At 35.2% G+C, this 23,700-nt stretch carries 11 protein-coding genes; 4 read left to right on the forward strand and 7 right to left on the reverse strand.

What is annotated here, in order from left to right:
- Window positions 1–73: 73 nt before the first annotated feature.
- From ACGLWY_RS05240 to ACGLWY_RS05255, 4 genes are all read left to right on the forward strand, one after another.
- On the forward strand, window positions 74–2,158 hold the full coding sequence (locus ACGLWY_RS05240; protein WP_396618598.1) for a TonB-dependent receptor plug domain-containing protein: 2,085 nt from the start codon (window positions 74–76) through the stop codon (window positions 2,156–2,158).
- A 30-nt stretch (window positions 2,159–2,188) separates the two neighbouring features.
- Complete coding sequence (locus ACGLWY_RS05245) at window positions 2,189–2,857, forward strand: HmuY family protein (RefSeq protein ID WP_396618599.1); 669 nt, start codon at window positions 2,189–2,191, stop codon at window positions 2,855–2,857.
- Window positions 2,858–2,859: 2 nt separating this feature from the next.
- Window positions 2,860–3,312 carry a DoxX family membrane protein gene (locus ACGLWY_RS05250; RefSeq protein WP_396618600.1) on the forward strand — a complete coding sequence of 151 codons (453 nt, stop codon included), beginning with the start codon at window positions 2,860–2,862 and terminating at the stop codon, window positions 3,310–3,312.
- A gap of 126 nt (window positions 3,313–3,438) precedes the next feature.
- Window positions 3,439–4,626, forward strand: a complete 1,188-nt coding sequence (locus ACGLWY_RS05255) for an IS4 family transposase (RefSeq protein WP_396618601.1) — start codon at window positions 3,439–3,441, stop codon at window positions 4,624–4,626.
- 68 nt (window positions 4,627–4,694) lie between these two features.
- Here the strand turns inward: ACGLWY_RS05255 and ACGLWY_RS05260 are convergent, their stop codons facing one another.
- The 7 genes from ACGLWY_RS05260 to ACGLWY_RS05290 all read right to left on the reverse strand — a co-directional run bounded on the left by ACGLWY_RS05260 (window position 4,695) and on the right by ACGLWY_RS05290 (window position 23,693).
- The gene (locus ACGLWY_RS05260) at window positions 4,695–5,237 is read right to left on the reverse strand and encodes a hypothetical protein (protein ID WP_396618602.1); all 543 of its coding nucleotides are present in this window, start codon (window positions 5,235–5,237) and stop codon (window positions 4,695–4,697) included.
- Window positions 5,234–6,043 (reverse strand): toxin-antitoxin system YwqK family antitoxin, encoded by an 810-nt coding sequence (locus ACGLWY_RS05265; RefSeq protein WP_396618603.1) that lies wholly within the window; start codon window positions 6,041–6,043, stop codon window positions 5,234–5,236. Before ACGLWY_RS05265 ends, ACGLWY_RS05260 begins: the two co-directional genes overlap by 4 nt.
- 300 nt (window positions 6,044–6,343) lie before the next feature.
- Window positions 6,344–6,901, reverse strand: coding sequence for an REP-associated tyrosine transposase (locus ACGLWY_RS05270; RefSeq protein WP_396618604.1), 558 nt, complete (start codon window positions 6,899–6,901; stop codon window positions 6,344–6,346).
- Between the two features lie 551 nt (window positions 6,902–7,452).
- Complete coding sequence (locus tag ACGLWY_RS05275) at window positions 7,453–7,869, reverse strand: hypothetical protein (protein ID WP_396618605.1); 417 nt, start codon at window positions 7,867–7,869, stop codon at window positions 7,453–7,455.
- Window positions 7,850–17,959, reverse strand: coding sequence for a polymorphic toxin type 43 domain-containing protein (locus ACGLWY_RS05280; RefSeq protein ID WP_396618606.1), 10,110 nt, complete (start codon window positions 17,957–17,959; stop codon window positions 7,850–7,852). Before ACGLWY_RS05280 ends, ACGLWY_RS05275 begins: the two co-directional genes overlap by 20 nt.
- 12 nt (window positions 17,960–17,971) lie before the next feature.
- Window positions 17,972–18,694, reverse strand: a complete 723-nt coding sequence (locus ACGLWY_RS05285) for a hypothetical protein (protein ID WP_396618607.1) — start codon at window positions 18,692–18,694, stop codon at window positions 17,972–17,974.
- 1 nt (window position 18,695) lies between these two features.
- A complete protein-coding gene (locus ACGLWY_RS05290; RefSeq protein WP_396618608.1) occupies window positions 18,696–23,693 on the reverse strand; it encodes a leucine-rich repeat domain-containing protein in 4,998 nt (1,665 codons plus the stop codon).
- Between the last annotated feature and the right edge of the window lie 7 nt (window positions 23,694–23,700).

Below are 23,700 nucleotides of genomic sequence, written 5' to 3' on the forward strand. Positions count from 1 at the left end.
AATTTAAAATTTATTCTATTCTTATTTAGATTAAATAAAAATAACTTATATATTTGCGACAAATTTATATAGAATGATTCTAAATAAAAATAATATTCCCGTCTTTTTTTTAATTTTTTTTAATGGTATTTCTTTTTCACAAGAAGGGATAAGTGCTATACAAGACTCAACAAAAATTAAAAATTTAGATGAAGTAGTTATAACCGCAACCCGAACAGTTAGACAGTTTTCTTCTATACCACTGCCCGTTCAATTAGTATCGAAAAAAGAAATCCAAAGTGTTAATTCGCTTCGCTTAAGTGATATTTTAAACGAACAAACAGGACTTATTACCGTACCTGATTATGGAGGTGGCGAGGGCATTCAACTTCAAGGTTTAGACTCGCAATACACACTTATTTTAATTGATGGTGTACCTTTAATTGGGCGTTCCGCAGGTACTTTAGATGTTAGCAGAATTACCCTTGGTAATGTGAAGCAAATTGAAATTGTAAAAGGAGCGTCTTCTAGTTTATATGGTAGTGATGCGCTTGGCGGTGTTATAAATATTATTACCGACAACCCAAAACAGGGCTTTAATGGGAATTTAAATTCAAGATCTGGAAGTTTTAATACCTACAATAACAGTCTCAATTTAGGTTATAAAAGAGAAACGTTTGCCATTAGTACATTTTTAAACAGCCTTCATAGTGGTGGTTATGATTTGAATAAAAATGATGTCTTAAATACCATAGAACCATACAGTAATTATACATTAAACTCCAAACTTACTTACCTCTTTAATAAGAATACAAACTTATTTCTTTCTGGAAGGTATTATTCCCAAAATCAAGATTATGTCGCTTCTGAAGACTTGAAAGGTGAAAGTAACATCAGGGAATGGAACACGCATTTAAAACTGAGCCATAATTACAGTAAAAAATGGCGCAGCTATTTTGAGTTTTATGCAACCCGTTATAAGGCAAATGAGTATTTGAATAATACTGATAATTCACCTTTTAGCACTAGCAATTTTAACCAATTATTAGTTCGTCCTGAAATGAGAGCTACTTACAATTTAAATGAAAAAAGTACTTTTATTGGAGGCTTGGGTTGGAATCATGAAACCTTAAAAAGAACCGATTTTTCAACAAGCCCCAAGTTTAATTCGCCATACGCATACTTACAATATGACACCAATCCAACGGATAACATAAACGCCATTCTTGGTACTCGTTTTGACAATCATAGTGAATACCAATCGCAATTCAGCCCTAAAGCTGCCATTCGCTATAAATTATCTAAAAAAATAGCCATAAAAGGCGCTATGGGTTATGGTTTTAAAGCTCCCGATTTTAGACAATTGTACTTCGATTTTACCAATGCTACTATAGGATACACCGTTTTAGGGTATAATGCGGTTAGCGTAAAAATGCCTGAATTGGAATCAGAAGGACAAATTGCCAACATGGTTGTGCCTCTTTCAGAATTTGAAAATGTACTAAATCCTGAAAATTCCATAAGTTTTAATCTTGGTATAGATTACACCCCAATAGCATCATTAAAATTCAACTTAAATCTTTTCAGAAATAACATAAACGATTTAATCGATACACGTGTTATTGCTAATAAAACCAATGGACAAAACGTATTTAGCTATTATAATGTTCATAAGGTTTATACTCAAGGTTTAGAATTTAACACAACTTGGAAACCTAGTAACGGCATAAAAATCTCAGGCGGGTATCAGTTCCTTTTTGCTAAAGATAAAGATGCTGAAGATGCCTTTAAAAATGGAACCGTTTATGCGCGCGAAACACCAAGTTCTCCCTCATTTCAATTAGATGAAAATGACTATTTCGGTCTTTACAACCGCTCACGACACATGGCTAATGTAAAGGTGTTTTATGAGATCACTAAATGGAATTTAGATGCCAACATTCGTAGCACTTACAGAAGCAAATATGGGTTGTACGACACTAATGGAAACACCTATTTAGATACATACGATGCTTTTGTTGCGGGCTACACTGTCTGGGACATCGCTATTAACAAAACACTCTATAAAAACTATCAACTTGGTTTTGGAATTGACAATGTTTTTGGTTTTACGGACACTCAAAACATTAGCAATATACCAGGACAAATAATTTACGGAAAACTGAACATTCAATTTTAACAATTTAAACCACTTCTTTATATAAACACTATGACCTTTTCAAACAAAAACCAAGAACGCAAAATGAACAATAGTAATTTTGCGATCAAATCAATCAAATTTTTAGTATTAGCAGTGCTTTTTACAGGTTTTGCTTCTTGTTCCGATGATGACGACAAACCTCTTTTGGAAATAGAATCTGAAATCTATTCCAATTTATATGCTCCACAATCTGGTGGTCAAGGATCCGGAGAGGCTATCTCTGGTACTTTTACAAAGTTTAGTTTCTTAACAGGGCAAACAACTACAAGTGAAACCGAATGGGATATTGCCTTTAGAGGAACTTCGATTATTATAAATGGCGGAACAACATTAGGAACAATAGATGAGCCTGAAAGAACTGGAAATGTATCTGGCTATATTGCAAATGATACTTTTGAAAATGTAAAAACCGTTGATACAGGTCTTTTAGAGCAAGACTCAAGTGAAGGGTCTGTTTTTTCAGATTGGTACACTTATTCTGGACCACCAAACCACTTAATTACAGCTACTCCAGGAAAAGTATTTGTTTTAAAAACATATGATGGAAAATATGCTAAAATGGAAATTGTTAGCTATTATAAAGATGCTCCAGAAACACCTAATGCATTCAACGGAACGGAGAGGTACTATACTTTCAATTATGTATACCAACCAAATGAAGGTGTAATAACGTTTTAATCATGGGAAAATCAATCAACATCCTATTTATTATACTTCGATTATTTCTTGGAGGGTTTATGATTTATGGAGGTGTCCAAAAATTCCAGTCACCTCCCATTACTCCTATTGACGTATTGAAAAAAGTCAATAAGTTTTCATTCCCTGAAAATGAACCTACGCTTCAAAAAATATTATATATAAGCGGCGCCAAACAAACAGGCTATTTTTGGCAAGTACTTGGAATTTGTGAACTACTTTTTGGATTTCTTTTAATTATTCAAATCACAGGATTTGTCGGTTCTCTTTTTTTGCTCCCAATTACCCTACATATATTTCTATTTCATCTGTTTCTTGAAGCTGATGAAGTTGGAGAATTAATTCAAACGGGCGGATTATTCGCTATAAATATCGTACTCGTTTTAAAAGAAAAAGAAAAGTGGAAACACTTGCTTTGGATAAAACCTTTTCAATAAATTATTAAAAAATTAAAAAGTCTGCTATGCGAAGTTTGAAACCAAGGCTGTAAGGAACTTTAAAAGTAATTGAAAAATATACTAGATTTACATTCCTATATATTAACTACACAAATATATAGACCGATGAAAAAAAAGGTAACGGTTCATGAGGTGCTCAATTATATCCCAAATGAGAAGCTTGACTTTTTTGCCCGTGAAACATTAGTTGATTGGAACTCCAAAAAGCTACAGGGCAAAGAGCTTTTCAAACTCTGTATTTTTGGCATATTGAATGAGAACAGGGCGAGTTCAAGGGTATTTGAGAGTTTCTACGAGAGCCATTTTTTCTGCAAACATGCCCATATCCCTAAAGGTAAAAAGGTTAGCCATAGTAGTATCTGCGAGCGAATAGGAAAAATAAATGTGGACTATTTCGAAAGTCTGTACTATTATACCGTTGATACCTTTCGGGAGAAGCTCAATAAAAAGGACCAGAACAAATTGTGCCTGTACGATTCAACAATAACGAGTCTTTCAGCGTTACTGTTGGGTTTTGGAATGCAAAACGGTCAGAGGAACAAAAAAGGGGAACAGGGAAAGCACAGTATAAAGTTCACTATTGGCTTTGATGGACTGCCTTTTAAGGTAAAGTTCCACAGGGGCCAGAAAATGATCAGTGATATTCCGGCGTTAAGCGATATTCTCCAAGAGCATGTCCCCAACAAAAAGGATATCGCAGTATTTGACAGGGGAATGCAGGATCGTTTGACAATGAAAAAGCTTTCGGACGGGGGCAAATACTTTGTGACACGCATATATAAAGCATCAAGATATGGTGTAGTGGAAGGAAGCCATCAAACAGAACTGAATTACGAGAACGATAATATCAAACTTGACAGGCACAGCTTGGTACACCTTTATAAGAACGGCAAGAAAATGAAAGATGTTGTATTTAGGCTTTTGGAGGGCACGCTCAAAGCCGACGGGGAACGCATACTGTTCCTTAGCAATTTGCCGGAAGAGGGGTTTACGGCCGAGCAGGTAGCCGAGATATACAGGAACCGTTGGGAAATTGAAAAGTTCTTTAGGTTCATCAAACAGGAACTAAATTTCAAGCACTATTTTTCAAGGCAGTGGAACGGGATCCAGGTGATGGTATACATTATCCTGATTGCGTCCATATTATTGCTGACTTATATTAAGCTAAATCAATTAAAGGGGTATAAGATTCCAAAAATCTCATTCTGCAACTCATTACAGAATGAGATGATTGAAAATATTGTGATTCATTGTGGTGGAGATCCCAATAAAATAAGTTCTTATTATTCATGAATAAAAGTTCCTTACAGCCTTGGTTACAAACTTCGTGCAGCGGCGCGGGAGATGGGCCGAGGATTGTATTAATTTTGCTCCTTTAATATCTTCTCGTTCAATTTTTTAAGATATACTTTTTGAAGTTTACTCCAATAACTGGAAGTCATTTTACAATAATATACTTGAGGTGCTTTCCTATCTACAATCATAAACTTCTTTACGTTGTATAAAGCAGGTCTTATTCTTGTTGAAGTCGTGCTAAAATCGCCACTAGTAGTGGTATTTGTAATGATATTGTCTCCAGCAGATTGATAATTGTAATCAAAAACATATCGATATGTCATTACATCCTTATACGCCTCCTCTTTTTTAAGTTCTTCTTCTGTTACAAATTTATAATCTCCTTTATAAATTTTCTTGACATTCTTTTTTAAATACTTATTATAACTTCTGTGATGGGTCACAAATAAAACCGTAGTATTCTGCTTTCCAAATTCTGGAGGGATAGCACCTTTTTCTTCCGTTATGTATTGATTCGCTTTACTTTTAACAATCGCACCACAGGATGTGAAAAAACCAAACACCATTACCAACCCTACTAGAAAAAAAAGACTTTTATATACTTTCATCGTGCAAATTTGCTTTTTTTATTAGTTGCTTTTTTAGGTTGGTCATTCTTTTTAAACCATCTCTCTAAAAAACTTTGCTTGGGATTGTTTGCTTTATCTATGGAATCCAATTTCTTTTGGTTTAATTTCCTCTGCTTTTCCTGGGATTTTGCAATGGAATCTTTTTGTTTTTTAATCAATCGACTCCGTTTTAATTTTTCTTTTTTAATGGAGTCTGCTTTTCTTTTATTTATTTTTTCAAATTTTATAGTCGCTTTTTCAACAGAATCTTTTTTTCTTAACAGCCTTTCAATTAAACCTTTAGGCCTCTCATCAAATCCAATACCTTTTTTATAGTATAATGTGTCTTTATTTGCATAATTTATCCATTGTCCTACTTTAATGTTTTTTCTGTATTTCCCTTTTAAAGTTAAATGACCCTCCTTGTCATAACCATAATAGTTACCTTCTCTGTAGCCATTATTCCAATATTCCTTTATTTTTAATTGTCCGTTTTCATACCAACTTTGCCATATCCCTGTTTTAAGTCCAAAATTAAAATCTCCTTTTTCAGCCAACTGGTTGGATCTATAATATTTTATAAATGTATTATGTAAAACGTTACCTCCAATGTTTGACTGGGAGTTATGGATCTCGCCAGATTTGTACCAATAATATACTTTGTTGGCATTAAAGGAATTCAATTCTTTCACTGCTATATAACACTCTATATCAAACTCATCCTGCCGTACTATCCTTTTTTGTAAATCGGAAGTAAATGAAAAACACAGTAAAGCAATTAACGAAACAAGAATTCCTTTTTTCACGTATTATTTTTTAATCTATATAGTTTTGTTAAAATTAAATGTAACCATATAAAAACAACTAAGGTTTTGCCTTAATAATAGTAAGGTTGTTATTAAAAAAAGTCGTGATGTCCTGCTATGTCTATCATAACCCCATTGCTATGCGACGTTTGAAACTTCGCATCATTACATAAAACTAACAAGCTGTACTTAATTTTATTTAAACACAGCTTGTTTTAATCTATTGAAATTGCTTTATTATTTACTATGCTTCGAAGTCCCCTCAGCTAGCGCTCGTTTGTAACGAGTGCCTTTCAATATTTAACCAAAAAATCCAGCATTGTCTATTTCTAAAACCGTACTGTCATCTTGATAGTTTTTTGCACTTGAGTATTTCCAATCTATAGGATTTGTTACAAAACCGCTTTCAACTGGGTTGTTATGTATGTAATCTATTTTTTGTTTCACAACCGATTCACTCCATAGTTCTATGGGTTTATTATGATGTTGCCAAAATTGATATTTGCTTATGTTACCTTGCTTTTTACCCGCTCGCTCAAACATCCATAATAGCCATTCTTTTCTGCTTTCTTGTGGGTTATTTTCAATGGTTTCTATTACTTTCTTTGCTGTATGCTTTTTAAATGCCTGTAGCAATTCCATGGGTTGCTCGTTGCTTGACCGAAATATAAAATGAACATGGCTGGGCATAAAACAATAGGCATACAGTTCCATGCCTTTTTCTGCTCTGCAATAATGAATGCTTTCTGCCAAAACATTAAAATAAATTTGTCTTGTAAAAACATCAAGCCAATATACTGTTGCAAAACTCACGAAGTATAAGCCTGCTTTGTTATGAAATTTATATTTTCTACTCATGCCTAAAAATACAAAAAGCTACCCTAATGGCTTAGAATAGCCTTATTGTTTTCTTACTCCCATCATTCACTCATACCGGCACTCATCACAGACGAGCGCTAGCGGGGCTAGCGGGGGTTTGTTTCGGTGTGTATGTTTATAGTAAAGCTTAGAGTTGCTAAGTAATGGACGAGCAGGGTTTTATTGTAACCACAAAAAAAGCCTTTACATTACTGTAAAAGCTTTTTGTTATTGCTTGCTTACTCATACCGTCACTCGTCACAGACGAGCGCTAGCGGGGGCTCTTCCTTAACATGTTTATCATAAACAATAGGGTTTTGCTAAAGGTTTGTTTTCTGTTTCTTGTAAAGTGTACATCACTGGTCCTGAACTCCTGTTTCAGTTCCTCGCTGTGAAGAATTTCTCCTAAACGTTTGAAGATGGCAACAGGTGTTTTTTTTCATGCTATTAATTACTTGATTACCAATTAAATATACTCATTTTTTAAACAAAAAACAATATTTAAAGCATTGAATTTCAGTTATTTAACCTCTTAACTTAATGACATTGACTTAGCGGGAGCGGGGGTAGCCTGGATAACTTCTTACTTTTAAAATTTTCAAAAACTTATGCTTAAATCTTTGAGGCATCCATCCAACATCAATAGTCTTCGCCCAATTTTCAAAAATATCTTCAAGCTTACCATCAACAATCCATTTTAAAGCTAAAATTGACCAATCCAACATTTTATTTTCGAAGGGAAACTTTATCAGTTCAATAAAAGGGAAATCTTCCAATGATGTACTCTTCTCTACTTCATTCTTAAAATCATTAAATTCTTTTTTTAATAGTGGCAATAAATACATGCTATAATTGAATTTTGATAAGTCATAGACACCGTTGACTCCCTCAAGAATCCAATTTGAGTTCTCATCCAAGAACAAAGTTCGATTTACATCAACTTGAATTTTATTTTTTTTCTGGTACATAGCCTTTAGACTTCATATTGTTCGAATCAATAAATTCTTTCATAAAATTATCAAATGCCTCTCTTATTTCATCTGTCCAATTCTCACCATAATGACCTGAATTCTCTGTAAAAATCCAATTTCCGTTGGCTTCTCTAGTAACAGTACCTCCAACTATTCGTTTACTATTTATATCTGAACCTATTAACTGTACTAAGTTCTCGTGAGCACTTAACAATGGGTGGTTATCATACTCACTTTTGCCTAAAGCAAAGATTTTTCTATCTAGATCAAAAATATACTCAATACCTCCATTCTTTCCTTGTGAATTCCAAGATAAGAATTTTTTTGCAGATTTTCTCCTAATACCTATTTCAATTACTCCTTTAGAAGGTCCATAGCCTGATAATTTTTTGACAGAATTCTTTGCAAAATTAGTTTCTAAACGAGTAGTCATTCTACCTTCTGGAAGAAAAAACAGAGGGGCCTCAAGTATCAGTATACCTTTTGCTCTTTCATTACCATTAAACGCATCGATTACCAAGTCTCCTCCCAAAAGTTTAACCAAGGCATCCCCAAAGTAATTACCCGTAATATTTTTTCCTAGTGTTTTTCTCTCAGATGGAGTAAATTGAACATTTTTACGATAATGTGCTGTATATCCCTCTTTAGCCCAAGTACCATTAGGATTGTTTTTAGGATGATTTGCAGAAACTATACTGAGTTTTGTTCCTACATCAAACCAAAAAGCCTTGGAAAAAACTGATTCTAGCCCTTCTAATTCAATCATATGAATCACCTTGTTTTCAGAAAATGCATAAGGACTATTCCATGGATAACTAGCTTCTAAAGGGTCAACCGCAAAAAACCTTCCTATCCTAGGGTCATGCATCCTGTATTTGTAATTCAAAGAATTCCCTTCCCCTTTGACCTCATCATCCTTCTCCTGGCCCTGGAAGCCATACCTGTAAGAATCACTACTTCCGTGCCTATTGGGCAAAAGCATTCCGAAGGGATAGTAATCATTATATGTAAGAACGTCCGCAGTAAAGTTAGTAAAATTAAGTGGATCTGCAACCAATTTTCGGTCGGTTACCACGCTCAATACGTTTCCTAAATGGTTAGTAAGTTCGTAGTTTTTATCGCCTACGGTTCTTGCATATACGCCTGGCGCCTCGGGTGTGGCACTAAACGGCTCTATTTTAGCCAATAATTTGCCTCCTGGTTTTATATGTAAACCTGGTTTTAACAGAATACTATTACCTGCTTTTAGAGTTAGATTTCCGGTGCTTTCAATGGTATAAACTGCTGGATTGCCAGCAACAGTAATGTCTTGCTGTACTTGTACCTGTTTTGCTGTGGTTAGTGTACCATTTAACAAGGTTTCGTTAAACGACCCTTGCAGGTCTTTCTCTTCAATACCCAAACGCGAACTGCCATAAATATGATGCTCTTTAAGTATCACATCTTTATTGGCCGTGATATTGTTGATATCCGACTCGTTGGTTTCATAAACAGCCAACACGTTGCCTTGTGCATCCCGGGAATAGAGTGTGGTAATATTATCGGGCAATATGGTTTTGGCAATACGGTTGCCCAAGCCATCATATGTGAATTTAATTTGATTGCCATTACTTTTTGTAATACTGGCAACTTTACCATCTACGCGCCATTCTATAAGATCGATACCTTCGGCTCTATCATAAGTGAGCTGTCCAATGGCGTCGTATTCGTAATTACCTGCAGTTTGCTCCCCTAAATCGTTAAGTCCAATATCTCCTACTAGGTCGTTTACATAATCTAATTGATTGGTTTTTCTTATTGTACTGTCTGGTTCTGTAATCTCCTTATAGAAATACTCCAAGTTATCCATATCTTGCCCAGAATCTGCTTTTCTTTTTAAGGTTTTTAGGTTACCATTCCGGTCATACTCATATTCTCCGTAATAATTTGCAGTACCACCTATATACCCTTGCATTTCCCTAATACGGTTCAACTGGTCGTACTTATAATTATTTATTTGCGTACTTAAAGCTGTTTCATTTAGATCGGCTATAGCCGTAGCCATTTGCTTGATATTGCCGTTATACAGGTTTTTTAGGTTGGTTGGTGCCGTATTATTGGTATTGACAAAGGCATTGATGCTGCCTATGGAGGCATAATCGTTTTCTTCTGTGATGGTGTTGGTGTTATTACCAAAATAGGTTAACGCATAACCTATAGCATCTTTTGCCACGTTGGATCCTGAGGTGCCATCTGCTCCCAAATCTTTGGTTTCGTCTAAAACATTTGCATTAACCCCTTTTAACCAACCTTGTAAGGTGTAGGCATAATCCATACCCTGCACTTCTTTATCACCTAATACCGTTCGTGCTAAAGGACCGTGGGCAAAATAATCGTATGAGGCATCGGTTTCCCAAATATAACCATTCGATGAAGTCTGTACGTTTACAATTCTATTATCGGCATCGTATGCGTATTTATGGATAAACTGATCCATTTCGCCTTTTTGGTAATAGACTTTATTGACATTGCCGCTAATGAGGTCGTATTCGTACTGTACATGTTTTAGTCCTGAAAATGCATTGCTATCCGCTTTTGCCAATAGTCTATTGTGCTGTGCCAATTCTATGACATTGCCATGAATATCATAATTATAGAAAAGCGCATTTTGATAATCAATCGTACTTGTTGATGGTATGACCGTATCATAATAATAGACTCCCGTTACGCGATTTCTAGCATTGGCAACAACATCTGAAGCATTGGATACGGTATTGAAAATGGTCGCCGCATCGACATCATACGTTGAATATTGTGTTTTGGTGACTTCGTGTTTTTCGTCGGTTATTTGGTCTGGGAAACGTGTTGTAACAGGATTTCCATTTGTATCGGTTGTTGTTATTTCAGATTCAACAGGAGCTGTAGTGGCATCATAGACCAATTTACCTGTCAGACCATTTATAGAAACAGCCACTTTTGGTACAAATTCACCAGCTTCTGTAATACGCCCTAATCCATCGTAAGTTGTATAACTAAAGGTGTTATTGGCTGATTGCTTGGCATTTTGAGAGGCTATAATACGCCCTAAAGCATCATATGCAAAACGGGTTACACCACCATCTGGGGTCGATTGCCACACCAGTTGGTTTAGGGAATTGTATTCGTATTGCGTTTTAAGCTGATGTTTTGGAAGCAATGTGGTGTCTTCTATAGGTTCATTGTTTTTTCTATAGATATTGATTTCATCGTTTAGGGTAAGTCCATTAGCGCCTGGAGTCAATAGTTCGTCTTTTGTAAATCTATCCACACCTTCTGGCGACACGGTTTGCTTTAGGTTTCCGGCTTGGTCGTAGTAGTACAAGGTGTATTGGTACTCCTTGTCTTTGTAAGACATGCTGAAGTTTTCTACTACTTCTTCAGTGGCGTGTTTTAGGTAGGCATTGATGAAATCTTCGCGTTCTTTCTTTAGGAAGGCTTCGTAGCTATCGTTAGTATAACTTGTTATAATGCTAGCAGTGAATTCTTCACATGGTGTTGTGGTAGGTTCTGGATATGTATAGCCATCTGTTGTGGGCATTGTAGCCAAAGCTGAGGGTAGGCTAATGCAAAAGCTTCCTTTATTTGTAATTTCATATAAGTAATCGGATGTGAATTGTAACCATGTTTTAACATCGTCATAGGCAGTATTATTTACATGTTGTTCATATTGATCTATGATACCTTGCATTCCTATATAACTATCCTCAGGGCTATCATAACCGTAACCAAACTCGGTAGCACCAAAAGTACCGATAGGTATATAATGTAGCGAGAGGGTTTCTTCTCCCAATGTTGCATTTGGCAATACGAGATTATCTATATAATATTTATAATCGTCAGTAATATAAGCGTAATTTGATTTACAAAAGTCTTCTTCTGTAATATAACCATAGTCTCCTGCTGCAACATTAAGACTATTTAAAACACCTAAGAACGTTTGGTACTTGTCTGTACAGCTTACGGGTTCTACTGGTTGGGGGATGCATTCAGTATTATCATTACAGTCTATAGTACCTGGTACAATTATATTTTCTCCCTTATCTGCATAAACAAGTAATTGGTATAGATTTTCTGGATGCGCAGAATCTTCATAATCTAATTGTAGAATATGTCCAAAATAACCGTGAGTTGGATTATTATATGGGATATCTCCTGTAAACTTCAATGAACCATTAAAACTGATACTGGCGCCTTGCTCAAAAACAAATGGAATAAAGCCTCCCCAGTCCGATTGAAAAGAACCATTATATTTCAAGCCTGTGCCTAAATTTGGATCTATAAACCAATTATTTCCATTAATAGGATACGTTCCATCAATAGATTTAGCAGAACCACTACCTTCATTTAAATCATAAATACGTTCTTGATTATTTATATTATATGAAAAATTAAAAATATTGAAAGACTGAGGATAAAATAGATTCCACGAAAGACGATTCACTGGATAATAACGTCCTCCATAACCCACACTCTCTCCAAAGCGTACTAATAAATTCTTTCTAGACTGACTGAATACTTCATTGTTAATTACAATCTCCGCATCTCTATAATCAAAAGGATTGTAAGAATAATTACTAAAATTTATATTAAACTTCATATTAACTAATTCGTTTAAAGTAGCCCCAACTCCTAAAGGGGTAAAATAAACATCCTTATAATAGAATTGTCCTGCTGGTATGGTATCATTTGGGTCACCCGCAGCATTATTTGTTACCTGCTTCCTTAATGAAAATGATGGTTTGAATAAGTATGTATCTTGAGAATCTTCCGGATTTGAGATTTCATTTAAATATTTGTTGTTTATAGATATAATTATACGATCTCCATATTGAAGGAGTCTATCTCTACCAGGAGCATCATCCCAACTAATACGTGACCCCGTTGACAGTTCTATTTCAAAATTAAATTTTAAAAGGGTTGTTAGAAAAACAACATTGCCATAGGAACATTTATCAATATTAGAATATCTTACTTTCAGTTTTGGAATTAAATATGACTGATTATTTTGTAAAACAAAGTCACTTTTATTAATTGTGAAGGGAAGATTTGAAGAATTTATTTTTACCCCATTATATTCTAAGTACACTTGATTTTCATCAATTATACCATTTTGAACTTTACTCCCCGCTCCAATATTTATCTCTGAGAAGTAAACATCTGTAATAATTAGCTTTTCAATTTCTTCAAAATTTTCTTTGGTATTATATAGTAAAACTTGTTTTCCATATATATTTGGACTTCCATTTTTATATATAGACAAAGACGTGTCTTTTAGCAAACCATATTGGTTCTTATATATTGAACCTGTAGTGTTGTCAAAAAGACACTTACTATCATCTTGAGGAGTTGTAATTGTTAGACCTCTTCCAGCAGAGATATTAGAATGAGTAGGCGAAGTTACCTCATAAAAAACATTAATATCACCACAACATAAGAAATTAAGTATTGTGGTTTCTGTTTCAATCACCGTTCCTTGGATTGTTTCTTTAGTCAAGGTATCTGTTAACCAAGTAAGCTTAACATTATGTCTTAGTATACTTGTTCTATCGTTATTGTACTCGTATTCAAAACTTATATCCGTAAGCGTTACATCAGTTGGTAATGGCGTATCTAAGGTCATTTGAAACCCAAAGTTGCCATCAATATTTAAAACATATGTATTTGCGTTAGCCCCTAAATAACTCCACGTTATGTTGCTATATCCTTCAAAAAATTCAGGTAGATAACTATTGGCATAAGCTTGTAAATTTGTAATATTAACATTAGAGGAATTAATGGAATCGGAAACCATCAAATTATTCATTAAGGCTATCATCGCTTTTGAGAAATAGGTTTCCTTGTTACAGCTTCCTGTTTCATCAAAGGTATTTCCCGAACCTAAATACTGCCCGATAGTTGTGGGATCTGAGATACTACAGTTTGAGATACGGGCACTAGTTTCTCCTGAAATAACTACTTCTTTATTAAATGTTCCACCGTCATCTATTTTAGCTAAGGCACGATACTCAAATAATTGAGACGTTTCGTTATAGTTAGCAGCTATGTTGCTAATGCTTGTAATGGTCCAAGTACTACCAAAACCGCTCCACTGGTAGGTTGAAGGTAATATTACTTTAACATTGGAATTAATTAATGATGGAGAACTCGTTAAACTTAATGTTAGTTCCTGTCCAATAATACTTCCTGATGTAGATACTGAGCTCGCAGGATACGATCCACCATACTCTTCAAAAAGAGCAGGTGATATATATTGTCCAGTATAATTTCTGTTAGGATCTGAAACTGAATTTCCAGACAATAAACTTTCTTTAAAATAACCATCTAAGTACACCTCTAAATCCCTTGCCAACGGACATACGCCTGTTTCTATATAGCTTTGGTAATTTACTTGTTCTGCTATCTCATCAAGCACATCTGCTGGGTCTGCACCAGCGTTGTAATACATATCCGTTGGTAAAAAGCGTTTTTGTTTGGTTCGATAAGTATCTGCATTTTCATAACTACATAATCCGTCTGAAGGTTTGATAGACCCTAAATATGTCTTTACGGTTGATGCCGCACTATATGTAGAAATATTGGCAACCAGTGCTACCGGTGCTTCAGACAGTCCAATACAACCATTATAATTCCCTTGTTTTTGTGCATACGCATTTATAAAAACCGATTGGATGCGTTGTTTTAAGGCTAGATAATTGGCTTTATAGGAGTTCCAGAATTGGTCTTTTTGCTCTGGGGACAAGCTGCTTAATCCAGATATAACACCTGAAAATGAATTTGGTGGACTACAACTTGTTAGACTACTGCATACAAAAGTTGAGTAGGTAGATGCTATCATTAATGCTCCTGTACCATCAAAATTACCATTATCCCCCAAAGCCTCGGTCATGATATCTTTTCTAGCATTATGTAAAGCAGGCGTTTCAAAAGCCCCTATTTGATTTTGAAAATAAGGGTCTAAACTATATATTGATAAATCACTAGCCAGAAGTTGTGAATCAATAGCTTTTTGATAGGTGTCTAAAGACCGTAAATAAGCATCAAAACCATCAGAATTAAAAGTACCTGAAAATGACGTTAATTCACATAACTTATTGCTATATAATAAATAATCATATTCTGGATGGTATTGTAATAAGGAATATGCCCAACTATCTTGCCATATATCTGGGTGTGTCATATAATCACTTTCAACCAGATATTGTGGTTCTACCCAATATTCATTAGAAATAGCAACATCATCTGTAGGAGTAAAGCTATTAATACCGATGTCATCAATAGCTGGTTCGTAACTAATAATTTCGTTTTCATTTTCATCCAATTCAACTATTCTTTTTACTTTAATATAACTTATAGTACCATCTTCATTATAATAATGTCCTTCCGTATAAAGTGTATTGGCTGTATTTGGTTGATCGTGTTCGGGGTGGTTTGGATTTTTCCAGCTATTATGAATGCCCGTAGTATTTGTTTTGGTGCTAAACAGCACATTATTAGCTTGGAATATGCTTAATAATGTTTCAGGTGCATCTTCAGAACCATTTCCATATTGCCCTAATGGGCTCATATCGTTTAATAATTGGTCTAATGCTGTTTGACATGAAATAGACTCTAATGGATCCCCTGGATTGAATGCTTCCGTATCATTACAAGGTGCATTACAGGCTTTTATAGCCTCATTATATTGGTCAATAAATACACTGCTTAAGTCATCTATTTCTGTTTGGGTCAATTCTCCTTCTGCATATGAGTCCAGCTGTGCTGACACATAATCCTGAGCTGTTGGATAGGAGGCATAAATACTATTTACACAATCCTCACAAGAATCAAAACAACCATCAATAATTATGGGTACTGGGGAAATGATTTCGGGCGCTACGTAACATGCATCATTTACGTCCTGCAACCTTAGTAAATAAGCATCAGCAGCATCTTCTGCAGCTTGTCTATTGACTTGAAGTGTTTTTGAAATAGTAAAAGTGCCCCGTTCCACACTAATTTGAGGAAAATTTCCAATAGCATTAGAAAATGTTTTCGTATTAGTGCCAGTTAAAGTAATAGGTTCTGTTATTGAAGCTGGTAATAGGCTGTTCGCACCTTCGTCTAACACATCTATAGTTAAATCATAGACTAAGTCATACGTTTGATGGTGGTTTATTTGGTCAATAGTACAGCCATAAGTAAAAGGTGAAACGGTTGCCTCATAAATAAAGTCACGCGTATCATCAAAAACCGATGTTTTTATAGCATTATAGGAAAGTTGATCTGCTAAAGCACCAAAAGTTCCTGTAATTCCTATTTCATTATTATCTTCAGGCGTATTTTTATCGGTAGTAGCGACTTTATTCAGTAAATCGATAGTTAAGGTTTGGTGTAAAAGATCGTTTTCATCGACCTCATCTTCTAAGGCCAACAAATTTTCCGAAGCATTTCCAGCAAGTGCTGTCGCAATGGTACGTCCTTGTGGGTCTATATAGCTTACGCTTAATTGTCTGTTTGGGTCTAGCACCATATTTTTTTTGTAATGCACTGCATTACCTACGGCATACCCAAATAAACGGTTGAGCTCTATTTGTTCGGGAACCCCGTAATAATATTCCATTTCATGGCCAGAACCTAGTTGGTGAGTTTCACCTACGCCACTTTTTCTACGAATACGCCCTGTGTTATCTGGGGTATATTCTATTTGTGAAAATGGGTATTGGGCCGCATCAGGGATACGGTCTCTTTCGGCTCCAGTAAATGTATTGGAAGGCGAATAGTAATTGCTTGCGCCACTAGTGGTTCCCATTTTTTTATCGACTGATAGTACATCTACTTCATTTTGTGTATTTAAATCAAAATTTAAATAATTGTACGGGGTTCCAGCTTCATTTAAATTAAAAGCGCCTTGGTTTAAGCCGTTATGATATTTTAGCACATTATCACTCGTCGGCACCGGTAATACCTCAACAGCTGGACGTCCTTGGGCATCATAAATCACTTCGCCTACTACGGCATTATTATCAGTGTTAATGGTGGTTACGGTTTGGCGATTGCGTAATGAGCCGTCAAAATAGCTCACTACTTCTTTCTTTTTACCATCCTCAGCGTATGAGGCTTGGAATTGCCAGTTTTTGTTGGGCTCATGCTCTTGTGAATTTATTGGGAATGCATTATTTCCCCAGTCTGCTACTGTGGCTTTTGGCCCTTGTTGCGGGTCAGTAGAGTCCGTACTCCATAGGCTGTATTTGTTTTTTGATAAGATATCTTCCGATGGATTATTAATATCTCCTATAAAGTTACCTACAGCTCTAACACGATATATAATATACCCTTTGCTATAAACTAAAGGAATAGAATAACTGGTTTGATTGGTTTGTATACGCGTGCTGTTGCGTTCAAAATCCTTGGTTGAAAAAGGAATGATAGAAGCAGCCAAAGGGACATCTAGATCATCCCCATAATTATCAACCCAGGTCCATTCCACATCGTAATGGCGTGCTTCGGGTATGCCATTCCAACTAATGGTTAATTCATTATTAGCGGTTGCTGTTGCTATAACATTTGCAGGTGCTGTTTCTGGTAATTCATAATAGCGTGTTTTGTTATAGCCAACTTCTAAAACAATGTTTTCTGGCACCACATTGGTCACTATTGTACCATTCTCCATATTTTCAAATGTATATTCTGATACATTGATGCTTCCAATGTATTTGTTGTTAAGAATATATTGTTTTAAGTCTATGACTTTCCCTCCGCTAGATGACAAATTGTTTTCTACTTCCAAATCAATCGTTATGGCTGTATCTGGCGTCCCATCGGGAAGCCATGGGATTATATTGAGTGTAACGGCGAATTTATATGCTGTATAAGGTGCCGTATTTTCTTTAACCTTTAAAGACACATACGAATAAACATCTGTATCTATGGCTGTTGGAATTTCTAATTCTGGAGCATTAATGGTTAAGGCATCTGTTTCAATTTGTGTAGCTGTAAACTCTTGGGGATTTTGTGCAAAACCTTGAAAACTGGCAAAAACAAACAGAATAATTAGTTTAGCAAAAAGCGTATAATTTTTTTTTATGAACATAGCTTCTATCATTTATATATTTGATTGATCTATTAAATTGTATGAAGTATACGCTTTAACTAAGCGTGGTTTTTTATTAGATTCTAAAATCACATAATCTTGTAACTTTGGTACTTTTACAACTGTTGGATTTGTTTTAAACGTAATAACCATACGACCTACATCTTCTGTATCTTCTCCATTTTCATCTACAAATGGAACCTTTGTAGACAGATATAATACTTGCTTTTTAATACTATAATTGTCCTTATTAACATGAAGTATTATTTTGTTGTACGGAATTGGTAGTTGTTTGTTTTTTACCACCAGTTCATAAATAATGGTATTACCAGAAACCTCTGAGGAAACTTCTTTATAAAATTTCAAAAAAGAGGACATATCTAAAGGTGATTTTTGCAGGGTTTTCTCTGTTATTGGACTATAAACCATTGTTTTGTTTTCCTCATTTAAAGTCAGTTGTGCCTTAGGAAATTGTAGTATTTCTGAACCCAAAATCTTAATTTGGGTAACAGCTCCATTTTTATACATGCTGCCTTTATAAGACTCTGTAAGATGCGTGCCTGTATATCCTTTATACATGGCATATTCAACATCTAGATTAAAAACTTTAGTTGTTTTATAAAAAGCTTCAACTTTAGCTAATGTTTCAGAAGCTTTAAGTTGTTGTGCTTTCATTGGTAGAACCCCCACTACCAATAAGCCCAGACAGACTAAATTTTTAACTTTTTTTCTCATCTTAATTATTACTAGCTTTAACATTTCCAGACCGTGTTTCTTGAATGGTATAAATTCCTTTTTCTGTTTCCTTTTTTACTCTTACCAGGCCTCCTTCTAAATCGTATTCATAAAAAGTGGCATAATTGTTTTCATCCAACTCAGACATTAAGCGTTGTGTTTCTGGATGGTAAACAAAGGTTTTCATATTGCTGTCAAAGGGGTGGATGCGTATGTCATCGAAATAGGCATTTACATCTGTGGAATTACTTTTTAAATTTATATTCAAAAGTTTTGCGTTAGAGGGGATTGTAAATTCTCCAACAATCTTTTGCCAACCATCTATAATGGCGCCATTTGGTGAAAATATTTTTATTTCATCATTTATGATTTGATCATCTTCTCCTATGTAACTAAGTTCAATTTGAACATGATCATAATTAGGCGGTTGGTAATATGATGCTTCACTATAATCATAATAAGTTATAGATTCTAATAATGGTGAACTTCCAGGTATTTGTATTTCTTGATCATTAATGACTAAAGATGGATTGATAGCATTAAAAGATTGCGTGATGTAAAGACTTCCGTTACTCACTCTTGCATTGGTGAAATCTAGAACGTCCGAACCATTTCCTAATAATGGATAGTTAACTTCTATTGACTGTTGAAATTCTGAAAAGCAACTTGGGCATAATGGTACTGATATAGTTGGAGTTCTATACTCAAAAACTGGGAAACCACTTTTATTTAGCGCAAATTGAAATCCAATAAGCCTACCGTTTTCAATGCCTCCATAATCATCTTCAATACGCTTAAAATTATAAACAGTAAGTTTATATTCATCCGATTGTATTCCTTGAACAAATTGGACAAGTGGGTCAAAATCTACTTCAGACTCTGGGATATAGCCATTTGATGGCATATCCAGATCGAACAAATTATCACTTAACAATTTATCCTTCAAATGATTTAATAACTCTACAAAAAGATCACTAACTTCCGTGAAATCATGTACTTCTCCAGGCGTGGCCGAAGCTCCTTGCTCTCTCACCCAACCGCTAATCACATAATGACCGCCTATCTGTGGTTTAAATTTTTCACAACTAATAATGGTTGGGAGTTCTTCTTCTAAGATGACAACTGTAACAGGAATACGCTCACTAATACAGCCTCCATCTGTTTGTTCTGCATAATAGGTTAATCCATTTTCTAACACGGTAGTATTCTCTGAAAGTAAATTACCCTGTTCAGTATACCATTTCACATTGTTTCCCTTTGCCAATAAATTAGCAACAGTATGTTCTTCATTACTATAAAACTTTTGTGTATTAGAAGGCACTGTTGGCGGATTAACTTCATTAAAAATTACATTTATTGGTGTACGTTCAAAACTTTCATAAGTATCTGCTCCTATTTGTGCCGCATAATAGGTAACGCCATCTTGTATAACTGTGTTAGAAAGTATATTTCCTCCTGTTTCTGAATCGTACCAAACTAGGGTCGCGCCAATTTGTGGTATTACTATTAAATCATTTAATGTGGCATTAGGGCATACATACTGTATATTATCTGCTTCTGGAGGTACGGTTCCTACATACACCTCTACTGCTAACCTACATGTTGAAGTGCCTACATCTTCAACATAATATGTGGCTCCATGTACCAGAAAATCTGTAGAATTTAATGGTACTTGACTAAATGCAGAGTCAAACCATTGTATATTTGTACCTGTCATTTGGAGATCTGCAACCGTAGCATTTGTTGGTAAAAATTGATATTCTTCTTCAAAATCGTGAATTAGAGTTCCTTGGTCTACCATAATAGTTGCTGCGGTTCGGGTAGATATATTATCCGTTATATCATCCCACCAATAAATGGTTCCAGACTCGTCTTCTAAATCAATATCATCGGTTTTATCAAGAGGTACACCTCCAGTTTCTGTAGCATACCATTCAATATTCGATCCTGAGGGTGTTAAATTATTTATAGTAGGATACTCGCTCCATTCACTCGTGCAAAAACTATTTTCTTGGCCTGGAGCTAAAACAAATACAGTAACTGTATCGGTTGCAGTGAGCCCATCATTATCTGTTACTGTAAGTTGAAATACATAAGTTCCTTCTTCTAAATCCGTTACCTGAGGGTTTACAATATTTGCATCACTAAATGTTACCGTTCCACCACTGACTTTTGTCCATAGATAAGACACAATAGTACCGTCAGAGTCAAAACTTTGTGAACCATCTAATGTATATGTATTTATAGGAAGTATTATTGAATCGTCTACACCTGCGTTAGCAGTAGGAGGCGTATTGCTATTGCTATTGCTATTGCTACACTGAAAATTAGCTGTTATAGCAGGTTGAACCCAATCATAGGAATATATGGTTTCACTATTTTCATAAGTTCCTGATGAGCTATTTATAGCATACTCTATTCTAAATGCAGTAAATGGAAATGATTGTCCCATTGTTGTGGTATTAAAAATGGCTTTCCTTTGTGAATTAAATGGCTGATTTAATACCACTTCTGTATCTCCAAAAAAACCAGCTACTACAGTGGCATCTATAAAATTAATAGTACTGCCATCTTTCATAGATAATGTTAAATTATTTTCTATTTTGTTCTGAGATTCTGTAATAATAGAGTTACCAGAGAAACATACATTTGAATTTGATGCAGCCACATTAATGGTAATGGTATTACGTTCAAGAATAAGACCAGTTATCACATTGTTGGTTGCAGTGAATCGATAAATGCCCACATCTGATGATGTTGCAGAATTTATAACATAAGTACTGGAATCTGTGCCAACACCTGTCCAATTGACACCATCTGTACTATGTTCCCATTGGTAGTGGTTATTTGGACTACTTAAGCTGGTTGTTAAGGTATAACTGTCTCCTTCTGTTAGGTTAATGGTTTCTTCTTGGTCAACTTTCGCTTGGGGGCTATAAACATAAAAGTTAGAGATGTTGGCTTCCAAGGTAGGATGATCGGCTTCAAAATCTTCAAAAACAAATTTATTGTTATGAAATTTAAACCCTGTTAGATGGGTTAATGCAGTCAGTCCTGATGGGACAGTTCCCGATAGCTGATTATCGTTAAGGTGTAAATAATACAGTCCCGTGAGACCACCAAAACTAGTAGGAATACTGCCTGTAATCTGGTTTTTGTGCAACGATAACTCTACCAATCCAGTTAACATACCCAATTCTGAAGGTATAGCTGATAATTGATTATTGCTAACGTATAAAACGGTCAGATTTGTAAGATACTGTATACTCGAGGGAATACTGGTAATTTGATTATGGCTTAAAACTAAATAATCTAAATTTATAAGATTCCCTATACTTGAGGGTATAGCACCAGTAAGCTGATTATATTGTAATTCGCATCTATTTAACAAAGACAAACTACCAAATTCAGAAGGAATACTCCCAGTTAATGCATTGTAAGCTAAATTTAATATTTGGAGATTGGATAAGTCTCCTAATTGAGAAGGGATCGTGCCAGATAAATTATTATTATTGAGATTTAAACCTGTTACCTTTCCATCCGTTACCGTCACCCCATACCAATCGCAAACAGGCGTATTGATATTCCAAGGTTGATTATTGGCTAAGGTATTCGTCCAATTACCTCCATCTGTGTCATTGTATAGTGCCATTAAGGCATCGCGTTCAGTTTGTGGTACGCCACAGGTATCGGGAGTAACGGTAAGGGTGACATCGTTACGCTGTAGGGTAAGCCCCGTCACAATACTGTTGTTAGCCACCACATAGTAAACCCCAGCATCTGTTAAACCTACAGGATTTATAGTATAGTCTTTACTGGTAGCACCAGAAATGGCAACACCGTCTTTATACCACTGGTAGCTGTTGTTCGGGCTGCTTAAACTGGTGGTAAAGGTATAGCTTGAACCCTCGGTGACTGTGGGGGTTTCCACGGCATCCACTTTGGCTTGGGGGCTGTAAGTATAAGTTGTTAAATTAGTAGTATATGTTGGATGTTCATTTTCAAAATCGCTGAATATAAAATTGTTATCATAAAATTTGAAGATTTGTAAAGTGGTTAAAAAACTAATTCCTGAAGGGATACTCCCTGCTAATTGGTTTTTACTCAAAGTTAAAGTTGTAAGGCTGGTTAGATTAGTTATCTCTGTTGGGATGTTCCCTGACAATTGGTTGTTATATAGATCTAAATAAGTAAGCTGCGTTAAATTGCCTATTTCAACAGGAATATTTCCTGAAAGGACATTCTGACCTAAGTGTATGTAAGTAAGTTGAGTTAAATTGCCTATTTCTGAGGGAATGTTGCCCGACAATTGATTGTCAGATAGACGTAAATAATTTAAAGCAGTTAAATTGCCCAGTTCAGCAGGAATATTTCCAGACAACTGATTAGCATATAAAGAAAGACCAGTTAAATTTGTTAGATTCCCCAACCCAGTAGGGATAGTACCCGATAGTTGATTGCCAAATAGCGTTAAACCAGTTAAATCCACAAGATTGGATAACTCAATTGGGATAGCCCCAGTTAATTGATTTGAACTCAAATTTAAAGATTTAAGGTTGGTTAAATTGCCAATTTCAGAAGGGATAGGCCCCGTTAATTGATTAGTATATAATCTTAAGGAATTAAGATTTGATAAATTACCTATTTCTGATGGTATTGATCCCGATAAATTATTGTTATTAAGTTGTAATTTGTTAAGATTAACCAAATTAGATATTGAGACAGGAATTGTACCTGAAAGACCATTACTAGATAGGCTTAGCTCAGTAACTGTACCATTGGAAACCGTTACCCCATACCAATCACAAACAGAGGTATTGACATCCCAAGCTTGGTTATTGGCCAAAGTGTTGGTCCAATTTGGACCATTTGTAGCATTATATAATGCCATTAAGGCATCTTTTTCACTTTGTGGCACTACACATGTTTGTCCAAAACTATAAGTTGCACATAGTATAAAAAACAGTATAAGAGTAATTTTATGGAATATAATTTTCATGATATCT

It is taken from the genome of Mariniflexile sp. HMF6888, assembly GCF_044335535.1.
GTDB lineage: Bacteria > Bacteroidota > Bacteroidia > Flavobacteriales > Flavobacteriaceae > Mariniflexile.

Excerpts from the sequence above, each read along its gene's own strand:
- ACGLWY_RS05240 (WP_396618598.1), top strand. The coding sequence starts at position 74 with ATGATTCTAAATAAAAATAATATTCCCGTCTTTTTTTTAATTTTTTTT.
- ACGLWY_RS05245 (WP_396618599.1), top strand. The coding sequence starts at position 2,189 with ATGACCTTTTCAAACAAAAACCAAGAACGCAAAATGAACAATAGTAAT.
- ACGLWY_RS05250 (WP_396618600.1), top strand. The coding sequence starts at position 2,860 with ATGGGAAAATCAATCAACATCCTATTTATTATACTTCGATTATTTCTT.
- ACGLWY_RS05255 (WP_396618601.1), top strand. The coding sequence starts at position 3,439 with ATGAAAAAAAAGGTAACGGTTCATGAGGTGCTCAATTATATCCCAAAT.
- ACGLWY_RS05260 (WP_396618602.1), bottom strand. The coding sequence starts at position 5,237 with ATGAAAGTATATAAAAGTCTTTTTTTTCTAGTAGGGTTGGTAATGGTG.
- ACGLWY_RS05270 (WP_396618604.1), bottom strand. The coding sequence starts at position 6,901 with ATGAGTAGAAAATATAAATTTCATAACAAAGCAGGCTTATACTTCGTG.
- ACGLWY_RS05275 (WP_396618605.1), bottom strand. The coding sequence starts at position 7,869 with ATGTACCAGAAAAAAAATAAAATTCAAGTTGATGTAAATCGAACTTTG.
- ACGLWY_RS05280 (WP_396618606.1), bottom strand. The coding sequence starts at position 17,959 with ATGTTCATAAAAAAAAATTATACGCTTTTTGCTAAACTAATTATTCTG.
- ACGLWY_RS05285 (WP_396618607.1), bottom strand. The coding sequence starts at position 18,694 with ATGAGAAAAAAAGTTAAAAATTTAGTCTGTCTGGGCTTATTGGTAGTG.
- ACGLWY_RS05290 (WP_396618608.1), bottom strand. The coding sequence starts at position 23,693 with ATGAAAATTATATTCCATAAAATTACTCTTATACTGTTTTTTATACTA.